Source organism: Alteromonas sp. AWJ4_197, from assembly GCF_056160285.1.
Map to the genome: position 1 here is coordinate 181,343 of NZ_JBSWWW010000002.1, position 20,638 is coordinate 201,980.

Below are 20,638 nucleotides of genomic sequence, written 5' to 3' on the forward strand. Positions count from 1 at the left end.
ACCGGCGTGTTATCTGCCTTTGCCGAACAACACAATTTCTACAGTTCTGATTAGGATAAGGATATCCAGCAGCAAACTTTGGTGTTTCACATAGTAAAGGTCGAATTTCAGTTTTTCCATAGAATCTTCGACGCTTGCACCATATGGATAGTTTAACTGCGCCCAGCCTGCCAGGCCCGGCTTTACGTTATGACGCTGATTATAATACGGTACTTCACGAACAAGTTTTTCAACAAATTCAGGGCGTTCAGGGCGCGGACCGATAAAAGCCATCTCACCTTTAAACACATTGAACAATTGCGGCAGCTCGTCAACCCGGTACTTACGGATGAAGTGACCAATCCGGGTCACCCGGTCGTCATTTTTACTGGCCCACTTCGCGCCGTCTTTCTCGGCGTCAGGCCGCATACTTCTGAACTTAATAATTTTAAACAACTTACCATTCAGCCCCACACGTTCCTGTTTGTAGAACACCGAAGCGCCGGTGCGGCGTCCATCATCCAGCCAGATGATGGTGGCGGTAATTAACATGAACGGCCAGGTAAAGAAGAATACAAAGGAAGCAAGAAACGCGTTAAGCAGGTAATCCATAGCATCACGAAGGTAGTTCTGACTATGGAAGCCATTGGAGTAAATGACCCAGCTCGGATACATCAGGTTGACCACAATCTGGCCGGTCTCGCGCTCCATGAAGTCGAGCAGGTCTGTGACTTCTATACCACGCAAACGGCATTCGAAAAGCACATCAATGGGCAATGTACCCCTGCGCTGATCGCAAGCAATGACAATCTCTTCTATTTCATTCTCGGCAATGAACTGCTGGAAGTTTTCGTCTACCTTCACATGAATAATTTTTTCTTTCTTAATACCATCTTCACGGTTATCACCGGGTATGGGAATGAATCCCATGAGATCGAATCCGATACGGTCAACATCCCGGCGCATACGCTTTTCAATAATAGAAGCCCGTTCACCGGCTCCTAATACCACAATGCGCACTTTGCCTAATCCGAGTAAGCCAAGGCGATTTGTAAAATAGCGGAAAATCACCAGCGTAATAATGATGCTGGCAACGGCGGCCGGAAGAAAATAGGAATGCATGGTGAGTTCGTCGAACAGCGCTCTGCTGACCACCTCTACCAGAAAATAACTTAAGCCGACACTGACAAATATGCGCCGGATAATACCGCGGAAAGTCTCTCTGAGCTTAGCTTCGTAAAGGCCCACAGACAGTGAGCAAACGAGTATGCAAACGGTCAGCATTCCCACATTCACAACCAGCTTTTCAATACTGACTGTTTCACTGACACCGATCTGAACCAAAATGAACTGCGTAATGTATGCCATATACGCCACGAGCAGAGCTTCGGTCACTACAAGTATATTTGATCGTTTACTCTGATTGTGCTTATTTATCGCCACCCTTGGCCCCCTGATACTGCAACATCTTTGTTCATGATAAAGGTTATTATTGTAATAGACTACATAAGATGTTGGCATTATAGTGGTATTTGCCGTAGGGTAAATTACATTAAGGCAAAAAAATTAATCATATCGAGTGTAGGATGAACTCTCATGTACTGGTCTAAACACGTTTTAAGTTTGACGGTTGTCGGCGCAATGACAGCCCTTTCTGGATGCACAAGTCACTCATCGTTGCCGGAGGCAACGGCCCACCCATCAATGACAACCAATGTGAACGATTATCAGTATCTCATTGGTCCGGGCGATTCGCTCACCATTTTTGTTTGGCGTAACCCTGAAATTTCTGGTCAGTTTATCGTTCGTCCGGACGGTAAAGTGACAACTTCACTGGTTGAAGATGTTGATGTAGCCGGTAAAACGCCTTCTATGCTTGCCCGCGAGCTTGAAGAGCAACTCTCTACCTTTATTAACAACCCCCGTGTAACTGTCAGCGTTAATAACTTTGCCGGTCCGTTAAGCGAACAGGTTCGCGTTATCGGTGAAGCAACTAACCCGCGCGCGATCAGCTACACAGAAAACATGACACTACTGGATCTGATGATCGCAGTGGGTGGACTGACAGAATTTGCTGACGGCAATGATGCCAAGCTGGTTCGTGTTGTAGATGGCCGTCAGACTACGTATGACGTGAACATCGACGCGCTAATCCGTAATGGCGACATCACCAAGAATGTCGACATTCTGCCAGGCGATATCGTAATCATTCCAGAAGCCTGGTTCTAGTTGTAAAAAGTAGTTGGGACATTAAATGCAGGATTTACAGCGCACCCTTGGTCAGCTGAGTGACTATTTAAAGGGAATTTGGGTTAAAAAGCGTCTCATCATGGTGTGTACCTGGATACTCTGTCCAATAGGTTTCGCGTATGTAGCACTATTGCCGGATGTATACCGCTCCCAGGCGGTTGTGTTCGTTGATACCCGTTCAGTACTTCAGCCTCTGCTTAAAGGTCTGGCGATCCAATCCAACCCGGATCAGGAAATCCAGATGATGGCAAAGACACTGCTGAGCCGCTCAAACGTTGAAACCATTGCCCGTGAAAGTGATTTAGATCTGACGACGACCACTGACCAGGATTTTGATAATCTGGTTAATGGTCTGACTCAACAAATCCAGTTACGTTCAACCGGCAGAGACAATATTTTCACCATTTCTTATGAAAATAAGAATCCGGCCATGGCGCAAACCGTGGTGCAGGAAACACTGAACCTGTTCGTAGAAGGCGCGTTAGGTAACAACCGTCGTGATACCGATACAGCTAACCGTTTCCTTGATGAACAGATTGCAGAGTACGAATCCAGATTGTCAGAAGCTGAACAGCGACTGGCCGGATTTAAACGACAGTACAATAATATTCTTCCTTTACAGGGCACTTTCTACTCAACACTGCAGACACTGAGTAATGAGCTGGAAGCCACCCGCCTTCAGATCAAACAAACGACACAACAGGTTGAGTCCTTACAAAATCAGTTATCAAAGGCCAAAAGTGCCGGTGACAGCTTTGGTGTAACGAATCAAACTGATTCCGTGTTGCGTACACGTTATGACGAACGGATCAAAGCGCTGGAAGAGCGTCTGGATGATTTGCAGTTACGCTTTACTGATCAACACCCCGACGTGATTGAATCAAAAGCACTGCTGGCGAATCTGGAAGAAGCCCGTCAAAAAGAAATCGATGAGTTTCTTAACGCCGGTGACGGCGAAGGTGATGACGTTCCGATGAGCGACCTGAATCAGGAAATCAAACTTGAGATCAGCCGTCATCAAAGTTCTATTGCAGCATTAAATGTAAAAGAACAGGATTTACAACGGCGTATCGCTTCTCTTGAGTCTAAAATCGACCTGGTTCCGCAAATCGAAGCAGAATCAGCGGCACTTAACCGTGATTACGATATTACCAAGGGGAAATATGAAGAACTGCTTGCCCGCCGTGAATCTGCGGACCTGTCCAGACGTGCGGATGTATCTGCCGAGGAATTACAGTTCAGAATTATTGAGCCGCCGTTGAAACCTAACGAGCCTTCCGGCCCGTACCGCATAATCTATTACACGCTGGTTTTATTAGTAAGCTTTGGATTGGGTGTTGCTCTGGCATTCCTGCTCAGTCAGCTGTCACCATTGCTTATCCGTGCATCTCAGCTACAGCAGATTACTGATTACCCGGTATGGGGTACAGTCACGCATCTGAATATTGATAAGATTCGCAAGACTAACCGTATGCGAATGGCAATATTCCTGCTGTCGTCGGGTGTGCTGGTATTAATTTACGGTGTACTGGTTGGCGCAGAATTGCTTAACATCGATCTACTGCAGGGTGTTTTATAATGAGCAGTACTATTGAAAAGGCGCTTCAACGTCAGCGTGAAGCCCAGAAAAAACAAGCAGAACTCGCTGCTCAGCAGGCTGCTGCTGAGCCTCAGACCACTGCACAACGTCCCGGCCAACAAGTTGCTGCCCGTTCGTCTGTCGCAAGTCAGCACGACGGCGCACCCACACAGCTGGAACCGTTCACACTGGATATCGAAAGGCTTGAACAAAATGGCCACATTTCGATTAATGGTGTTCGTAAACAAATAAACGAAGAGTACCGGGAAATAAAACGTAAGCTGATTAACAATGCTTTCGGCCCGATCTCTTCAACGCTGAATAACAGCAATATCATCATGGTGACCAGTGGTCGTCCGTCAGAAGGTAAAACTTTTACCGCCTGTAACCTTGCGATGAGTATCGCTGCAGAACAGGATAAAACCGTTCTGCTGGTAGATGCCGATGTACTTAAGCCTAACGTATTAAATACGCTGGGACTTAAACGCCGCAAAGGACTGATGGAGTACCTGACCGGTGAAGTAGAAGACATCTCAGATGTACTCTACCCTACCAACCTGGATAAACTTAAAATCATCCCGGCGGGTAAATCTCACCATCTGACTACCGAATTACTGGCCAGCCAGAAAATGGCTGAAACTGTGAATGAATTTGCTAACCGCTATCCTGACCGTATCGTTATTTTTGATACACCTCCCTTAATTGGTATAACTGAAACAGCGGTACTGGCTAATTTTGCCGGACAAGCTGTTGTGGTAGTCGAGGAAGGTAAATCAAAGCTTAATGACGTACGTCATGCGGTAGAACGATTAAACCCGGACATGGCAATCGGCTTTGTGGTTAACAAGTCGGTCCATAACGATCCGGAAGGAACCGGTTACTATGGATACTACTACGCAGAAAGGCAAGATTCTTAGTATGCGCAATGCACAGCGTTCAAACAAAAAATGGTTACCGGCTTTAACGCCGGTAGCTTTGTTGCTGATGACGCATTTGTCGCACGCTCAGGGGCTTAATGCGTCTGCTTCTGTAGAAGGTTCTACCATTCTTCAAAATCGTCACTCTGATGTTCGTAATGAAGAATTAGTGACTTTCTCTGTGAAGCCTGAAGGTATTTTAAGATACGATTCCCGTACTTTCTCCGGTACGGTAATTGGCAGTGTCACTCACCTTGAGCGTGACTCTGAAGATGTTGCCCGTAAAGATACCTTCTCAGAATTTTCTTATAACGCAAACTGGCAGGCGATAGACCACATTCTGAGCTTCCGCGCGTCAGGAAACCAGAGCTACATTGATGGCTCCGGTGGTGATTTCCTGATTTCTGATTATTTCTTAAATGCGGAAACGCTGGCGAAAGTAGAAACACAGAATTATGGCGCCTACCTGACCATTCCTGAAGGTGACTGGATTGCCGGCGGTGGTTCGCTGGTCTATGCAAAAACCAATGCTGAAGAATCCGAGTTTCGTCCTAATATCGGGCTGAATAACGACTCTGCAGCAGGCTCCCTTTACCTCATGAATGGTGACAATGCTCAAAATTACTTCTGGAATCTGAACAGCACGTACACCAAGCTGGAACGTTCAGAAGAGTCGGGCAACGGTGACTATATCGGTAAATACGCCACCGGTGCACTGGATAGCATGATCTATAACGATTGGGGTATCCGGGTCACCGCCAGCTACGATGCCAATGAGCTTGTAGCCCGTACCGATGAATTCTCTAATGAGCGGGAATTTAAAAGCTACGGTGTGGGTATAACCTACCGTGAAGCTGCCGGCCGTTATATTTCTGTGACTGCAAACAAAGTAGACTCAGACGTAGAGCGGGATGACGGCGATGTCTTTGTGGGTGTTGACGCCGCATGGGCACTGACACCGCGTACCAGTGTTCAGGCTTCAATCGGACGCCGGTTTTATGGCCGTTCAGCCAGTGCCGGTATTACCTACAATACCCGCAAAATTCGTGGTGCCGTTAATTATTCTGAGCAAGTCACATCATTCAGTCAGCTGATTGCCACGCCGCAGTCTCTGGGCGTGTTTGTATGCCCTACCGGAGATTTTACGGCAGATGCCTGTTTCCAACCTTCTTCGCTGGACTACACGCTGGGAGACGACGAGCAATTCCTGCAGTTTATTACGACGGGGCTTGAGTTATCTAATGCGATTTTCCTGAGAAAAGCTGCAAACGGTGAATTTGGTATCCAGGGGCGTCGCGGTACCATCGTACTTAATCTGCAATACGCAGATGACGAATATCTGGACTTTGATCAACAACGTAAAACCTACTCTGCTAACCTTAGCAGCAGCTATCAGTTGAGCCGTCACTCGAGCTTACTGGGTAACCTGCGCTACGGTGTCACTGAACAAATGAATAACGGTACCGACCGTGACAGCGAACAGTGGTTCGCGTCTGTTGGCCTGCGCCGTACATTCAGCCGTTACTTCAGTGGTGATGTGGAAACTGGCTACGTCACACGTTCTGGCTCTCTGGCTACCAGCGCTTATGGTGCTGACTACAACGAACGCCGCATCAGTGTGACTATCCGCTACGACTTTGAGTAAGGTCTGTGCCGGTTAAATTCAAATAAAAACGCCGCTTCACAGCGGCGTTTTTTTGTTTGTCTTTCACGTTTGTGTGAAGAAGAAAACGGGGATCCTCAGTCTTCATCTTCCTCTTTAAGCCGGGCATACGTCTGGTATTTTTTCTTCAGCATTTTATCAATGTACTGAGTCAATTTTACCTTGTGCGCGATAGCGTCATCCAGCGCATCCACCAGCTCAGCCAGCATGGCCTTATAATACTCAGCATCCTGCACTTCTTTGCCTTTTGGCGTCACCAGCTTCTGATGAGGACCTTTCTTTTTCAGACTGGCAACCACTTCAGATAAATCCATATCTTCGTCGATATCGTCAGACTCATCGTCCATCACCGGCGCATCCGGCACAAACATTTCATCTTTAACTTCGTCGATGACAGTATTTACCGCTTCTTCGTCCAGCGTTTCCAGTTCCTCAAGGAATCCGAACAACAGTATACGGTCCATCAGGGTGTTAATTTTGCGGGGTACACCGCGGGTAAACTGATGGATACGGGAAAAGGCTTCATCAGAAAACAAAGACTCACCATTCCAGCCCGCATGGTGCATGCGGTACTCAATGTAACGTTTTGTCTCTTCTTCCATCAACGGGGCCAGGTGGCAGGAGGCCACGATACGTTGACGGAATTGCTCCATATTCGGTGCGCGCAGAATTGGCTGAAGCTCTTCCTGACCAAGTAGGAAGCTTTGCAACAATGGCTTTCCGAACTGCTGGAAATTGGACAGCATACGCAGCTCTTCGATGGTTTCCAGTGGCAGGTTTTGCGCTTCATCCACCAGTAACAGCGCACGACGACCCTGTTTGCTTAAATCAAACAGAAACGTTTCCAGCTCTTTAAGAATATCGGCTTTGGTGAGGCCGGCCACATTGATGCCGAACTTAGATGCAACCATCTTCACCAGTTCATCCGGTGTCAGTTTTGGTGTCACAATTTGTGCAGCAACAATATCGTCTTCAATTTCAGCCAGCAGACTGTTTGCGATAGTGGTTTTACCCGTACCGATGTCTCCGGTGATAACGATAAATCCTTCCGCCTGAGACAACCCGTATTGCAGGTATGACATCGCCCGCTTGTGCCATTTACTGGCGAAGAAAAAAGCCGGATCCGGCGTTAGCTGGAACGGCTTGGAATCAAGTCCATAAAAACTTTCGTACATGTATTATACCGCTGATACTGAAAACCACTTCTTGTGTGCATCAAGGGTATCGTAAAGCTGGGTTAACCGCCATGCCTTAACCGGACAAATTGGCGAATAAAAGAGCTTATTGTTGTCCGCTGACGATCTGGCTGATGATTCCGGTAGTAGATACACCTTCTTCAAAGTGCAATACCCGCACTTCGCCGCCGTTTTCCATGACTTCTTTGCCGCCGGCAATTTCTTCCACTTTGTAGTCACCGCCTTTCACCAGGATATCCGGCAGCAGGCCGGCTATCAGGCGCTGCGGCGTATCTTCACTGAACGGCACGACCCAGTCTACCGCGGCGAGCCCTGCAAGCACGGCCATACGCCGGCTCACGTTGTTAACAGGGCGTCCTGGCCCTTTAAGACGGCTGACCGAAGCATCATCGTTTAGTGCCACAATCAGACGATCACCTAATTTTGCAGCGGCTTGCAGATAGCTCACATGGCCCGCATGCAGAATATCGAAACAACCGTTCGTCATGACAATTCTCTCACCACGGTGACGGGACTGCTTCATCGCCAGTTGTAATTGTTCTTCAGTCATCACACCACCATCAAGGTGGCTGGCCTGCTCTCCCAGCGCCACCGCAAGTTCTGTAGTCGATACGGTTGATGTACCTGATTTACCAACCACAATGCTGGCAGCCAGATTCGCCAGCACACAGGCATCAGCCATACTGCTGCCTGCCGCCATTGATACGGCAAGTACAGATACCACCGTGTCACCGGCACCGGTAACGTCATACACTTCTTTGGCTTTTGCCGGCAAATGAAACGGACTGTCGCCCTGTTTAAATAAGGTCATGCCCTGCTCCGAACGGGTCAGCAACACAGACTCCAGCGACAAGCTGTCTCTTAAAGACTCAACCTGAGCAGCTAAAACTTCTTCACTGTCTGCTTTGCCTTTCACCGCTTCAAGTTCTGCACGGTTAGGTGTAATTAACGTGGCGCCTGCATAGCGGCTGAAATCATTCCCTTTAGGATCGATTATGACCTGCTTACCGGCTTCTTTTGCAGCCTGAATAAATGCCTGCGCATCAGTCAGACAGCCTTTTGCATAATCTGATAATACGACCAGGTCATGCTCCGGAAGCGCCTCATAAAAAGCCTGAGTCAGCGCTGCTTTGTCAGCTTCAGCAAAGCTCTTTTCGAAGTCCAGTCTTAACAACTGCTGATTCCGGCTCATTATCCGTAATTTCGTAATGGTATCGTAACCTTCACAGCGCACCAGCTTATGGGAAATACCATGCAATGACAGACGCTGTTCGAGTATACCGGCATTATCATCATTGCCGCACAAGCCCAGCAGCGTCACCTCTGCCCCCAGTATTGCAGCATTAATTGCCACATTAGCTGCCCCGCCCGGCCGGTCTTCTGTGCTGTTTACGTTAACCACAGGCACCGGCGCTTCCGGCGAAATACGAGCGGTTCCGCCAGTCCAGTAGCGGTCAAGCATGATATCGCCGGCAATCAAAATACGGGTTGTACTAAAGTCTGGTAGAATCATGTTTTTTCTGACTATCTTCAAAGTTGCAGCAGAGTATACCAGCCATCAAAGTAAAAGAGCAGACACAGGCACCCTCATGGTATGTGTATATGGTGGAAAACCGCCTGGGACAATTCTATACCGGTGTCACAACAGACCCGGCCAGACGGATCCGTCAACACAGAGGCGAACTACAAGGCGGCGCAAAGGCGCTTAAAGGCAAAGCGCCACTGGTGTTCCGGATGGTGGTATCTGCCACAGACAAATCTGCGGCGATGAAAGCGGAATACTGGCTTAAGCAGCTCAGTAAAAGACAGAAAACCGCCCTGCTTGACGGTAAAAAAGCCCTTCCCGGCGACTTCCCGGACTGCACTTCACAATTCAAAACGTGCTGAGCTTAATCCAGAAACGCCAGCACACCGTTCACAATGAGTGCAATCCCGATACTCAGCGTTAACTCAAGACAGGCCACGCCGATGTTATGCTGCTGATCCACCTCCTGGCGGTAGTTCAGGCCGAACAGCAATAACTTCTTACTGATGGTGACCAGCACCAGTAATGCGAGGGACAGCACCACGCCGGTGGCAAGCCAGCCGGTAATATTACTGACATAGCCTGACGGGTGATAAGTCAGCAGGTGGCTTGCCGACGACACAATCATCGCGATACCTAACAGGTTGCCCGCATGTTCCACCGCCAGTGCCAGTTGTCCTTTTCGCAGCGCCCCCTGAAATGAGTCGTTCTGATTGTCCCGTGCATACCGTATTTCATACACCCTGGTCATCATCAGCAGTAAAGCGAGCACGACAGTAAAGCCGGTCACAATAGCGATAATTGCGTTCATATCGCTGCCATCCACCCACAACATCATACTGCGTAAAATAATGGCGCTGGCTATCAGACTGGCAGCATCAACAAGGGCAACACTGACACTGCGCTCTCCGATTAAGTCCATGGTATCCAGCTTATTCAGCACAATTTTGTCATGGGCATAACGGCCGAACTTAACCAGTAATACCCCGGTTAAACCAAAAATCAGCATACCTTTTGTCGCTTCCAGATATCCCTGCCCCACATGACGACCCACCACTGAGCCAACAACGATACACAGTGACAACATGCCGCCGGCCATGCTGATCCCGAAAGCGAAGTTATCCTGCACTCCCAGCTCTTCTACTACAGAGCGCTTGCGGAACGCACCGGACAACCATTTCATGACCATTAACAGCAATAAAGCCAGACCAAAATCTATCAGCAGATAAACCCATAAATCGTGGGGCAGCGGGTTCAGCTTTACCAGTGCATCCATGAAATATTAACTCCGTATTCAACGTTAAACAGGACTGGAGACCCTGTGCATCTTGTGCCAGACTCGGTGCACATTCACTCTGACGAAAACATGTATTATGCCTACGAAGGAAGTAAAAAACAGGATTATCACTGAAAAGGGAACAGCTTGCTGGCAGGCTCTGAATGAACGGCATTCTCTGGGTGAGCAAATTAAGTTACATCAGGCAGAGGTCATAGCGGCAACGGGCTGCAGTGAGTTTATCTTTCGTCAGTGTATGCAGGATGTGGAAAACCTTGAATTTTGCCTGTCAGACGCTCCGGTTCCGGTAACCGCTGAAGCTTTCAGTGACAGCCTGAAGCCACTTTTAAACGACCTTGATGAAGCCGGAATGATGCGCGTTTTACGCCGCTTCCGTAATCAATACATGGCCAGAATCGCCTGGCGGGATCTGCTGAACCGGCAATCCATAGAAACGTCCTTACAACAGGTATCCGCGCTGGCGGACGCGTTGATCCTTTGTGCATATGACGCGCTTTACAGCACTCACTGCCGTAGTTTCGGCACACCTGAAGGGAGCGAAGGCCCGCAGCCCATGCTGATTTTAGGTATGGGAAAACTCGGCGGCAGAGAACTGAATTTTTCGTCAGATATCGATTTAATCTTCGTTTATCCGGAAAAAGGCGAAACCTCAGGCGGACGAAGAACTATGGAGCATCAGCAATTTTTCATTAAGCTTGCTCAGAAGCTCATTAATGTTCTCAATAAAATCACGCCGGATGGTCAGGTCTTCCGGGTAGACATGCGCCTCAGACCATTCGGTGACAGCGGACCGCTGGTTATGCATATGGCAGCGTTTGAAGATTACTATCAGGAGCAGGGACGACACTGGGAACGCTTTGCCATGATTAAGGCCCGCGTGTTGAATCCCCCGTCACCCTACCGCACTGAGGTTGAGAGTATTCTTAAACCCTTTACTTACCGCCGCTATCTGGATTTCACGACAATCGAGTCCCTGCGGGAAATGAAAGGGTTAATTGCCAGCGAACAGCGCCGCAGACAACTTACCGGCAACATAAAACTGGGAGCCGGCGGCATCAGGGAAATTGAATTCTTTGCCCAGAGTTTCCAGCTGATTCACGGAGGCCGCGAGCCGGACCTGCAGGTTAAAGGGTTACACGACACACTCTCCGCCATCGCCGCATTAGCACTGGCCGGAAAAGATGATATAGAAACCCTGTACAGTCATTATCTTTTCCTGCGGAAAACCGAGCATACCCTGCAACAGATTAACGATGAGCAAACTCAGCTCCTTCCGGCTGATGAATTCCGCCGGACAGTACTCGCAGAAGTGACAGGCTTTTCCTCATACGATGATTTTCTTCAGGAACTGGAAAAGGTGTGTCATGGCGTTCATACCCGTTTCCGCGAGCTTATCGACAGCTGTGAAGACAATCATGACGCAGATGACTCTGTGTTTCTGCGCTGCAGGGACGCCTGGGATCTTGAACTGACAGAAGACGAATTTTGTGCACTGACCACACCAAGGTTTGACGGAGAAGACGGCCGCACTATTTTTTCAATCCTCAGCAATTTTAAAGAAAAGCTTACTCATACCCGGCTGGGACAACGTGGCAGGGATACGCTGAACAAACTGATGCCGGAAGTCCTGTACGTTCTGTCAGAAGAAGCGCCGGAAAAAATGATAACCGTGCTGCAGCGGGTGCTGAATGTGATCAGTGCGATTACCGGGCGTACCACTTACCTGGATTTGTTACTGGAGAATCCCGATGTACTGCGCCAGTTAATGAAACTTTGTGACCGCAGTAACTGGATTGCTGAACAAATTCAACGATTCCCTCTTCTGCTGGACGAACTGCTGACGCCACTTTATCTGCAACAGCAAAAAACGGGATACCGGCAAAGCCTGGATACTTACCGTGACGAATTGCGCCAGAGCCTGCTGCGTGTTGAGCCTGAAGACGTAGAGCTGCTGATGGATACATGGCGTCAGTTTAAGCTTTGTCAGCAGTTGCGCATTGCCGCCAGTGATATCAGCGGATCTCTGCCGGTAGCCAGTGTCAGTGACAAGTTAACGGCTCTGGCAGAAGTCGTACTGGAGAGTGTTCTCAACAGCGCCTGGCAGCACACCACAGAGCGTTACGGCCCGCCGTCTCACCTGCAGGAAGGAGAAACCGGTTTTGCTATTGTGGGCTACGGCAAGCTTGGCGGTTTTGAACTGGGCTACGGCTCCGATCTTGATTTAGTGTTTTTACATAACGCCCCGCAGGACAGCCACACTACCGGCAAGCGAACGCTGGATGCCACTCAGTTCTATATTAAGCTGGCTCAGCGCATCATGCATCTGCTGAACACTAAAACCCTTTCCGGACAACTGTACGAAACAGATCTGCGACTACGGCCGTCGGGCAATGCCGGCCTGTTAAGCTGCCATCTCAACGGATTCAGAAAATATCAGCAGGAAGACGCCTGGACCTGGGAACATCAGGCGCTGGTGAGAGCCAGAGCCATTACCGGCGATGCGGCGGTGATTGAGTCTTTCGAAGATATCCGCAGAACGATTCTCGCCAAACCCAGAGACACAGGCTCTCTGGCAAAAGACATCACTGAGATGCGGGTAAAAATGCGGGAGCACCTGCTTAAAGATAATGCGGAAGGACTCGACCTTAAACAATGCAGCGGCGGGATCACAGATATTGAGTTTATGGCTCAGTTCTGGGTACTGGACTACGCCACTCAGTATCCGGGCCTGATGGATTTTCCTGATAATCTTCGCATTATTGAACAAACCGGCAAAGCGGGATTAATCACTGAGGATACCGCCAGTCAGCTACAGGAAGCGTATCTGGATTTGCGTGACAGATATCACCAGTTAACGCTGGCTGACCACAGGTATGCAGGAAAAGAGGATTTAAGTGATATCAGAGCCGGTGTACAGAAAATCTGGCAGGAAGTCTTTGCCTGAGCTGAAGCTTTCTGCCGGCGCCCCTTTCAGCCCCGGGCATCTCCGGCTCTGAACTGACATGTTAGTTTACAACGTTGCAGTTTTTCTTCAGAAAGGGCGTCACTTCATCGGTTACCACCAGAGAACGTTGTTGCGGACACACATACGTGCCTACTCCGCTTTCAAAGTTTGAATCAATGGCACTGGCAATGTCCGATAATGAACCGACGATGGTGTTATCAATCTGAAAGTGATACTTGATGACAAAGTCCTGGTCCAGATCCCAGATAACCTGCATCCCTTCCTGCTGGGCATAACGGGTAATGGCTTCACGTAAGGTATTGCCGGGCTTAAAGCTCCGGTTCTTGTGTTCACCGACCCAGCGGTTATTAGCCGGTTTCAGTTCGCTGGACATACCGGACAACTGACTGTCCAGGCTGCCGCCCTCGTTGTTCAGTTCCACCACAAAGTCGCTTTCCTGATCTTCAATAGGATCGCTGGCCGTCATCCGGTATTCACGGTAAAACTCACTGAGCCCCTGTGAAATGGACTTTTCCTCTTCAGGTTTTTGCGGAGCTGATGATTTGTTTTGCTCGTAAATCATAACCACAATACCGGCAACCACCAGCGTGGCAAGCGCCACGCCAATGTGTTTTGCCCAGAAGGCAGCATCTGATTGTCTTTGTTTAGTGGCCATACAACACATCCGGACAGCGCATGTTATTCCCGTTTCAGTATAGACAGAAAATGGACTTCACGGCTACTTTGTGAGGAAAAAATCATACTAAACAACTAAATAGCCATCAGTCGTAAAGCGACGGAGCATCCGGATCAGGACGGGTTTTAAATCGCTTGTGCGCCCATAAATAGCTTTCAGGCTGTTCAGCGATAATTTTTTCAATGTGCTGATTCAGCAAAGTCAGAGCAGGCACATCTTCCAGTTCACGCAATGCTTCCAGAGGCGGGTAAAATTTCACTTTATAACCGTCCAGCGTGTACTGCGAAGTGATGATCAGCGGCACACTGTCAGTTCTTCTGACGAACATCAGAGTCGCCGTGGTGGTTGCCGTATCTTTCACTCCGCCAAAGGGTACAAAAATACTTTGCGCCCGGCCGTAATCCTGATCAGGGAGATACAAGCACAGCTCTTTTTCGGCCATTGCTGCAAGCAGGGCTTTAGCATTTCGTTTATGTACCATGTACTTATTTGAGCGCGCACGGCCATGATACTGAAGATAATCCATCAGCGGATTATCATGCTTTCGATAAAAGCCCACAGCAGGATGGACATAGCCCAATCCACGACAGGCAAACTCCAGGTTCATGTTGTGAAGCGCCATACCAAATACGCCCCTTCCCTGAGCCAGCGCCGCTTCGACATGCTCGAAACCTTCAACGGTAAAGTGTTTCTTAATCCGCCACGCCGGCCACCACCAGCCCATTCCGGTTTCGAACAGCGCCATTCCCGTACAACGGATATTTTCTTCCAGCAACCTTGATTGCTCACCGGCTGACAATTCAGGGTACATAAGGGCCAGGTTTCGTCTGGCTACATTTACCCGCTTGGGTAACAGCCGGGCGATGAGTTTTCCTGTTCCGGCACCAAGCGTGCGGATCACAGGAAACGGAAGCCACAATAAGAGATAAAGCACGCCGGCACCCAGCCAGACGCCCCAATATTTAGGGCCGAGATAGGAAAATTTGAAAACAGGGGGTTTTATAGCAGCAGACAAAAACAAACCATCCGGATAATTATTTACTGCTTATTGTACTCATTTGTCGCCTGCCAGCATACCGGCAGGCGAAAGAAAGCAGGAAAACTCCGATGAGTCTGCTTAAACGATCAGAACAGGCTAATACTGCTTATCGATTACTTTCAGTTTTTTCTCGAACTGATCATAAGCATCCTGAGACGGATAATCAAAACGGTACTGATTGTGAAAGCCGAACTGCAACTTCACCTTAGCATCTTCAATAAATAAGGTGTAACCATCATGGTCAGTGAATGCCACAATGCCGTTAAGTAAATATTTATCGTCTTTCTTCTCGCCGCTCTGGCGAATTTTATCGAACACCTGAAGCAGAAATTTACTTTCCAGTTCATTTTTCATCGGGGAGATACTCCATCAGCAACTGTTATACTATTCATACGGTAACAGCCGCTGATGGATTACTTTTACATACAGCGAAGAGACTAATTAAAGTTGTAGCGAAAACCGAGGTTCAGCACGGTGGCAGCGAAATCGTCCTGACCACGGACGTATAAAGCTTCCATTCGCAGCATGCTGTTCAGACCGACGTGATAGTCAAAGCCCAGTCCGGCCATGCCGGCAATAATGCCATCATCGTAAGCACAAAAGCCTTCAGGGATTGAATCAATATCACTGACCTGGCAACTGCCTGTTTCAATGCTTTGCAAACCCTGAACGTCAACATTCATGACGCCCAGTTTGTAGTATAACTCGCCGGTACGTCCGCCCGCTTTACCCAGCACTGCCAGATACAGGCCCTGGGCTTTCAGCGCATCGGTATCGCCTTCTTCGTCCAGTAAATTCTGGTAGCCGGCTTCTACATACCATTTACTGCTGAACTGGTGACCCAGCGCAAGACTGTACGCCACGCCTTTATTCTCAGTGTCGCCAAATTCTGCATCGGTATAACCCACCGTCGCCAGCCCGTACATTCTTTCTGTGGCTTGCGCGTTGAAACTAAGCCCTGCAAGACTTAACACCGGTAACAGCAAGGCGGTGACTATTCCTTTTTTCATAATCTGCAATTCCTTTCCTTAGAAATAATATTCCAGCGCTACCTGTACGTGGTCGTCACGGCGCATGTAGTAAAACGTGTCGTCGGTTTGATCGGAAGAGAAGAAGTAAGCGTCCATCTTCCAGCGCCAGTTGTCAGTCATTCGGCTTGAAGCTTCAACAAAAGCACTGTAAGTATCGCTTTCATCCAGATCCTGAATGAAGCCGGATAAGATTTCTGTACCGTCGATATCATTCCACACCCAGCGTAGTCCCAGCATCAGGTCGTTCTGACCGGTGGCGAAGAAATTATCTTCACGCTCGTCGTACTGATATTCCATCAGCACACCCAGATCATAAGAGGTACCGAAAACCCCCACTGAGGTGCGCTCAAAGCCTGCCACTGCGGCGGCAAAATCTTCACTTTGTCCTGCGCGGTAAATCCCTTCAAACTTGAGCAACCAGGCGCCCTGCACTTTCAGTAAATCCACGCCGTACTGTTCAATTTGCGCATAGTAAGGCTGAATAAACGGCGTGCTGTTTTCATCGGTTGCCTGCAGCAACTCAGGTTCACGGGTTGTACCGTCGAAATAAGACAGACCAATTTCCCAGTCCCCCAGAGAACGTTGCCATCTCAGTGCAAAATCCACATGGTTCTGTTCATCATCAGATTCGTACAACGCCGAATTTTCACGAATTTCAACAGGCGGACGTAAGCGGCCGTCTTCACCCGGGAAAGTACGTTCACGAAAGTATGGCAGGACAAAACCGGACAATGTGCCCCAGTCACCGAACACGTTAAGGTTGATCATCGGCTGACCAAGCTTATCTTCGCCGTCGATGTTTTCTACCATGTCGGTCTGATTAATAATGTCGACCAGGTGAATGGATTCCGTTTGTCCCCAGAATACCTTGCTTACGCCGACACGGGTTTCCCAGTTATCAGCTGCGTGCATCCACATTAATTCACGTAAATCAAAGTGTGTGCGCTGCTCATCTTCCTGGTCCAGACGGGCAAAAGGCTTGAACAGAATACTGTCGATGCCGTCGTTCCATTCCGTGTACATTTCAGGTTCTAAAAACACGGAAGCCTGTGAGCGGGGTTGCCCGGGATACGCTGCATCCTGAAGAAAGTAGCGGGTTTCCACACCGGCTGAGCCACTGATGTCAATATCTGACATATCAGCCATTGCACCGGCAGAAAATCCCAGTGCGGCGGCAACAAGTGACAAACGTCTGACGGGGTTAGCGCGCCCGGCGTAAACTGTTACTGTCAAAGTCCGATTCCTCTAATTCTGTGCCAAATTCCAGTTTGTGTGTAACCAGTTCGGTAGATTTTTGTGTTTGCAGATTGTACATAAAACTACGCAGAGGTCGCCAGAACTCCCCCTCAAATAGTTTGTAATCTTCAAATTCGAGTACTTTAAGCGCTTCACCCTTGCGGTCGAAAAACTCAACCTTACGGGGCCGGTAATGTTCTTTATCAATCCATAAAATTTGTTTCGAATAGCCCGAATATTCGTCCATAGGGGTCTGTTCGAGTACGTAGACATCGTCCCCCTGATACTTGTCTTCACGAAGTAAGTCGTAAGAGAACTTAGGGATTTCAAAGGACGTCATGTCTTCAAAGGCATATTCGCTGCCCAGAAACGGACCGGATTTGTTGCTGGTTGAAATCCGGCGGACACGCTTCACAGCCGGCAGAAAAATCCACTGCTCGTCCGGTGCATCAACATGACTGAAGCTTAAAAATGCGGTGCCGCTTAAATCCCGCGGTGAATCAAATATTGTCAGCGCCTTATCACCGTCGGTAGGCACTTCCAGCGTTTTCACCCGCATTTCCCGCTGGGCTTCCTGCCCCTGGGCATTGCGCAGGGTCATGGTAATACTGGCAACTGTATTTTCCCAGCCACGGTTAACATCTTTCCTCGCTGTCGCAATACGAAGGCCTTCTTTCTCAGAAGCTTCATCTGCAATAACCGGAGTCGTCAGCACCACACTCAGTGCCAGTGACGCTAAAGAGAGCTTGCGTAATTGTCTCATGTAGCTTCCCTCGTTGTTTTGTTTTTATCTTTATCCAGCCACATCAGGAATGAGGGCAGGAAGAGTAAATCAATAAATAATGCTGCAATGAAGATAATGTTTGTCATTAACCCCATGTCTGAGTTCAGGCGGAAATCAGACAACAGCAGTACACCAAAGCCGGCAGCCAGCACCACTGTTGTGGTGATCATGGCCCGGCCTACGGTGCGGAATGCGTATTCCACGGAATCCCGCACGCTCAAATTATCTTTTCTTGCAGCCTGGTATTTCAGCAGAAAATGTACAGAGTCGTCGACGATAATCCCCATGGTCATACTCAGTTCTACTGACAGCGCCATATTGATTTCGCCGGACATCATGCCCCATATTCCAAAGCCCACACCAGCCGGCATTAAGTTAGCCATCAGGCTGACTATTCCCAGCCGCCAGGACCGCAGTGCAAGGGTGATCAACAGTGAAATCACCACCAGCGCAGCCACTGAGCCCCACACCATGCTTTCCATGTTTCTGGCACCGATGTGCGCGAACATCAAAGCGGGACTGGCCGCTTCCAGACGCAATTCTGGTGCCAGTTTACCAAACCACCGTTTGGTCCGCGCCTCAAATTCGGTGAACTCCTCACTTCCGAGGTTTTCCAGCACGGCAATAATGCGAACACCGGACTTGTCGATATCTATCTGGTTATTCAGATCGAGACCATATGGCAAGGACATTTCGTACAGTAACAGGTACTGTGCAGCGAGGTCTTTAGATTCAGGTAAGGTAAAATATGCCGGCTCATCATCATGCATATTCATGTTAAGGCGCTTGATGATGTCAGCAAAACTCAGCACATGTTTGACTTCCGGCTGCGAGCGCAACCATTTGGCCAGTGCATCCACCTCTTTCATCACCGCAGGGTCATTGATGCCATAGGGCTCACCGGTATAAACAGCAAAATCGATATTCGACATGCCGCCCATATATTTCTTTTGGATTTCAACGGACTGACGAAACGGTGATGATAAATCGAAGTACTCTACCGCCACATCGTTCAGACGGTTATTCAGGCAGAACAGCAGCGACACAGTGAGAACAATGACCGAATAAGGCAGAATACGGCGGTGATTGCTGATAACCCATCCACCCAGTTTTTTAACCTGTGTGTCGTCGCCATTTTGCTCTTTAACACGGGGGGCTGGCAGTAAAGTGAGCATAGCCGGCAGCACGGTCAAAGACAAAATACAGGCCAGTACAACCCCGACGGCGGTTAAATTTCCAAGGTGAGATAAAATAGGTACTTCCGCAAAATTCAGCATTAAAAAGCCAATTGCTGTGGTACCGCTGGTAAGTAAAACCGCCTTGAGGTTTAGCACAATACTTTCAGCCAGTGCCTGTTCCTTCGCCAGACCCTGCTGAATTTTTTGCCGGTAAGTCACAATAATGTGTAGGCAATCAGCGACAGCAAGCGTTGTGACCATGGTCGGCACATTGACCGTAGAGGGACTCAGAAAAATTCCCCACCAGCCGGCAATTCCCATCGTCATCACAATCGTGCCGCCAACAACCACGAGCACTACTGCTGATGCTGCTTTTGAGCGTGTTAATAGTGCAATCATCACCGCAATGATGATAAACATAAGCGGGATCAGGGTTGACGCATCATCCTGCGCTGTCAGCGCGAATGCGTCATTCATTGTCACAATCCCGGACAGATAAATTTTATGGTCCGGGTAGGCGGTTTCATATTTCTCTTTTAACTCTCTGGCGAACGCCCCGATCTTCATTATCTTGGGAGTCTGGTCGCCTTCGGGTAGCTGAATTGTGACATTGATCACCGCCATCTCTTCGTTGTCGGAGATAAGCCGCCCGCGTAAATTTTGTATGGGTTCAATAACTTCCCTCACCCATCTGATATGGGCCTCATCCGTTTGCCCTTTGCGGATAAGATCCTGCACCACCAGCCCTTCCTCATCGGCGAAGGTATACTGATAATTCGACAGTGACTCCACCCGGTTAGACATGGGGATATGCCAGGCATCCTCTGTGAGGGCATGGATAAGTTCGAAGGTTTCCGGCTGATAGACGTTTTCACTATCCGGCAAAATGAGGAAGGTAACATTTTCGCTTTTGCTGAAAACATTCTGCATTTCTTCATAAGCCAGTTTCTGAGGATCATCAGGCTCAAAGAAAACTTTATAGTCTCCGCGGAAATAAAGATTACCGGCTCCGAAACCGGTGATGACGCACGCCAGCAGAAACAGTGCTATGACTGTTTTCGGTTTTTCCATGCACCACCGCGCCCAGGCCGGGAGTGTTTGCATAAAATGTCATGTCCTTTTATCTGTTCTGTTTCACAGTGTATCTGCTAAAAGCACAGAGTGTAAGTATTTGCCCTTATACGCAGGATTTCCAAAAAGAAATTTAATGTTTAAAAAAACAGCAGAAAAACAAGCAGGTAAATAAACCTGCGTACTGGCTCAGGTATCTCATTTAACAGACTGCTTACATAACATTTGATCTTTGAAAAATGTCATGTAGTA

17 protein-coding genes are annotated in these 20,638 nt (G+C 48.6%); 6 read left to right on the forward strand and 11 right to left on the reverse strand.

Going from position 1 to position 20,638, the window contains the following annotated elements:
- Positions 1-9 precede the first annotated feature (9 nt).
- Complete coding sequence (locus ACXAGC_RS04250; RefSeq protein ID WP_474842690.1) at positions 10-1,422, reverse strand: TIGR03013 family XrtA/PEP-CTERM system glycosyltransferase; 1,413 nt, start codon at positions 1,420-1,422, stop codon at positions 10-12.
- 198 nt (positions 1,423-1,620) lie between these two features.
- Here ACXAGC_RS04250 and ACXAGC_RS04255 point away from each other — a divergent pair, with 198 nt between their 5' ends.
- The 4 genes from ACXAGC_RS04255 to ACXAGC_RS04270 are packed head-to-tail and all read left to right on the forward strand — an operon-like array spanning position 1,621 to position 6,370.
- Positions 1,621-2,208, forward strand: coding sequence for an XrtA/PEP-CTERM system exopolysaccharide export protein (locus ACXAGC_RS04255; RefSeq protein WP_442858431.1), 588 nt, complete (start codon positions 1,621-1,623; stop codon positions 2,206-2,208).
- Between the two features lie 25 nt (positions 2,209-2,233).
- Positions 2,234-3,808: an XrtA system polysaccharide chain length determinant gene (locus ACXAGC_RS04260; protein ID WP_119502059.1), complete on the forward strand. Its 1,575-nt coding sequence runs from the start codon at positions 2,234-2,236 to the stop codon at positions 3,806-3,808.
- Positions 3,808-4,725, forward strand: coding sequence for an XrtA-associated tyrosine autokinase (locus tag ACXAGC_RS04265; protein ID WP_474842692.1), 918 nt, complete (start codon positions 3,808-3,810; stop codon positions 4,723-4,725). Before ACXAGC_RS04260 ends, ACXAGC_RS04265 begins: the two co-directional genes overlap by 1 nt.
- The gene (locus ACXAGC_RS04270) at positions 4,691-6,370 is read left to right on the forward strand and encodes a TIGR03016 family PEP-CTERM system-associated outer membrane protein (protein ID WP_474842694.1); all 1,680 of its coding nucleotides are present in this window, start codon (positions 4,691-4,693) and stop codon (positions 6,368-6,370) included. Before ACXAGC_RS04265 ends, ACXAGC_RS04270 begins: the two co-directional genes overlap by 35 nt.
- Positions 6,371-6,465: 95 nt before the next feature.
- On the opposite strand, the gene ACXAGC_RS04275 is transcribed toward ACXAGC_RS04270, so the two are convergent.
- Positions 6,466-7,563 (reverse strand): XrtA/PEP-CTERM system-associated ATPase, encoded by a 1,098-nt coding sequence (locus ACXAGC_RS04275; protein ID WP_119502062.1) that lies wholly within the window; start codon positions 7,561-7,563, stop codon positions 6,466-6,468.
- Positions 7,564-7,669: 106 nt separating this feature from the next.
- Positions 7,670-9,097, reverse strand: a complete 1,428-nt coding sequence (gene hldE / locus ACXAGC_RS04280) for a bifunctional D-glycero-beta-D-manno-heptose-7-phosphate kinase/D-glycero-beta-D-manno-heptose 1-phosphate adenylyltransferase HldE (RefSeq protein WP_474842696.1) — start codon at positions 9,095-9,097, stop codon at positions 7,670-7,672.
- Between the two features lie 89 nt (positions 9,098-9,186).
- Between hldE and ACXAGC_RS04285 the strand changes: the two genes are divergently transcribed.
- Entirely contained in the window at positions 9,187-9,471 is a 285-nt protein-coding gene (locus tag ACXAGC_RS04285) for a GIY-YIG nuclease family protein (RefSeq protein ID WP_474842698.1), read from the forward strand.
- Between the two features lie 2 nt (positions 9,472-9,473).
- Here ACXAGC_RS04285 and ACXAGC_RS04290 read toward each other — a convergent pair whose 3' ends face one another.
- Positions 9,474-10,385 (reverse strand): DUF350 domain-containing protein, encoded by a 912-nt coding sequence (locus ACXAGC_RS04290; protein ID WP_119502065.1) that lies wholly within the window; start codon positions 10,383-10,385, stop codon positions 9,474-9,476.
- A 97-nt stretch (positions 10,386-10,482) separates the two neighbouring features.
- Between ACXAGC_RS04290 and glnE the strand changes: the two genes are divergently transcribed.
- On the forward strand, positions 10,483-13,350 hold the full coding sequence (gene glnE / locus ACXAGC_RS04295; RefSeq protein WP_474842700.1) for a bifunctional [glutamate--ammonia ligase]-adenylyl-L-tyrosine phosphorylase/[glutamate--ammonia-ligase] adenylyltransferase: 2,868 nt from the start codon (positions 10,483-10,485) through the stop codon (positions 13,348-13,350).
- A 61-nt stretch (positions 13,351-13,411) separates the two neighbouring features.
- On the opposite strand, the gene ACXAGC_RS04300 is transcribed toward glnE, so the two are convergent.
- From ACXAGC_RS04300 to ACXAGC_RS04330, 7 genes are all read right to left on the reverse strand, one after another.
- Positions 13,412-14,026 (reverse strand): TcpQ domain-containing protein, encoded by a 615-nt coding sequence (locus ACXAGC_RS04300; protein WP_474842702.1) that lies wholly within the window; start codon positions 14,024-14,026, stop codon positions 13,412-13,414.
- 106 nt (positions 14,027-14,132) lie between these two features.
- Positions 14,133-15,062: an LpxL/LpxP family Kdo(2)-lipid IV(A) lauroyl/palmitoleoyl acyltransferase gene (gene lpxL, locus ACXAGC_RS04305; protein WP_474842704.1), complete on the reverse strand. Its 930-nt coding sequence runs from the start codon at positions 15,060-15,062 to the stop codon at positions 14,133-14,135.
- A gap of 120 nt (positions 15,063-15,182) precedes the next feature.
- Positions 15,183-15,440 (reverse strand): DUF3081 domain-containing protein, encoded by a 258-nt coding sequence (locus ACXAGC_RS04310; RefSeq protein WP_474842706.1) that lies wholly within the window; start codon positions 15,438-15,440, stop codon positions 15,183-15,185.
- 83 nt (positions 15,441-15,523) lie between these two features.
- Positions 15,524-16,096 (reverse strand): outer membrane beta-barrel protein, encoded by a 573-nt coding sequence (locus ACXAGC_RS04315; RefSeq protein ID WP_119502070.1) that lies wholly within the window; start codon positions 16,094-16,096, stop codon positions 15,524-15,526.
- An 18-nt stretch (positions 16,097-16,114) separates the two neighbouring features.
- The gene (locus ACXAGC_RS04320; protein ID WP_232373379.1) at positions 16,115-17,350 is read right to left on the reverse strand and encodes a hypothetical protein; all 1,236 of its coding nucleotides are present in this window, start codon (positions 17,348-17,350) and stop codon (positions 16,115-16,117) included.
- Entirely contained in the window at positions 17,319-18,116 is a 798-nt protein-coding gene (locus tag ACXAGC_RS04325; RefSeq protein ID WP_303572986.1) for an outer membrane lipoprotein-sorting protein, read from the reverse strand. Before ACXAGC_RS04325 ends, ACXAGC_RS04320 begins: the two co-directional genes overlap by 32 nt.
- Positions 18,113-20,386, reverse strand: a complete 2,274-nt coding sequence (locus ACXAGC_RS04330) for an efflux RND transporter permease subunit (protein ID WP_474842709.1) — start codon at positions 20,384-20,386, stop codon at positions 18,113-18,115. The genes ACXAGC_RS04325 and ACXAGC_RS04330 overlap by 4 nt, the downstream gene beginning before the upstream one ends.
- Between the last annotated feature and the right edge of the window lie 252 nt (positions 20,387-20,638).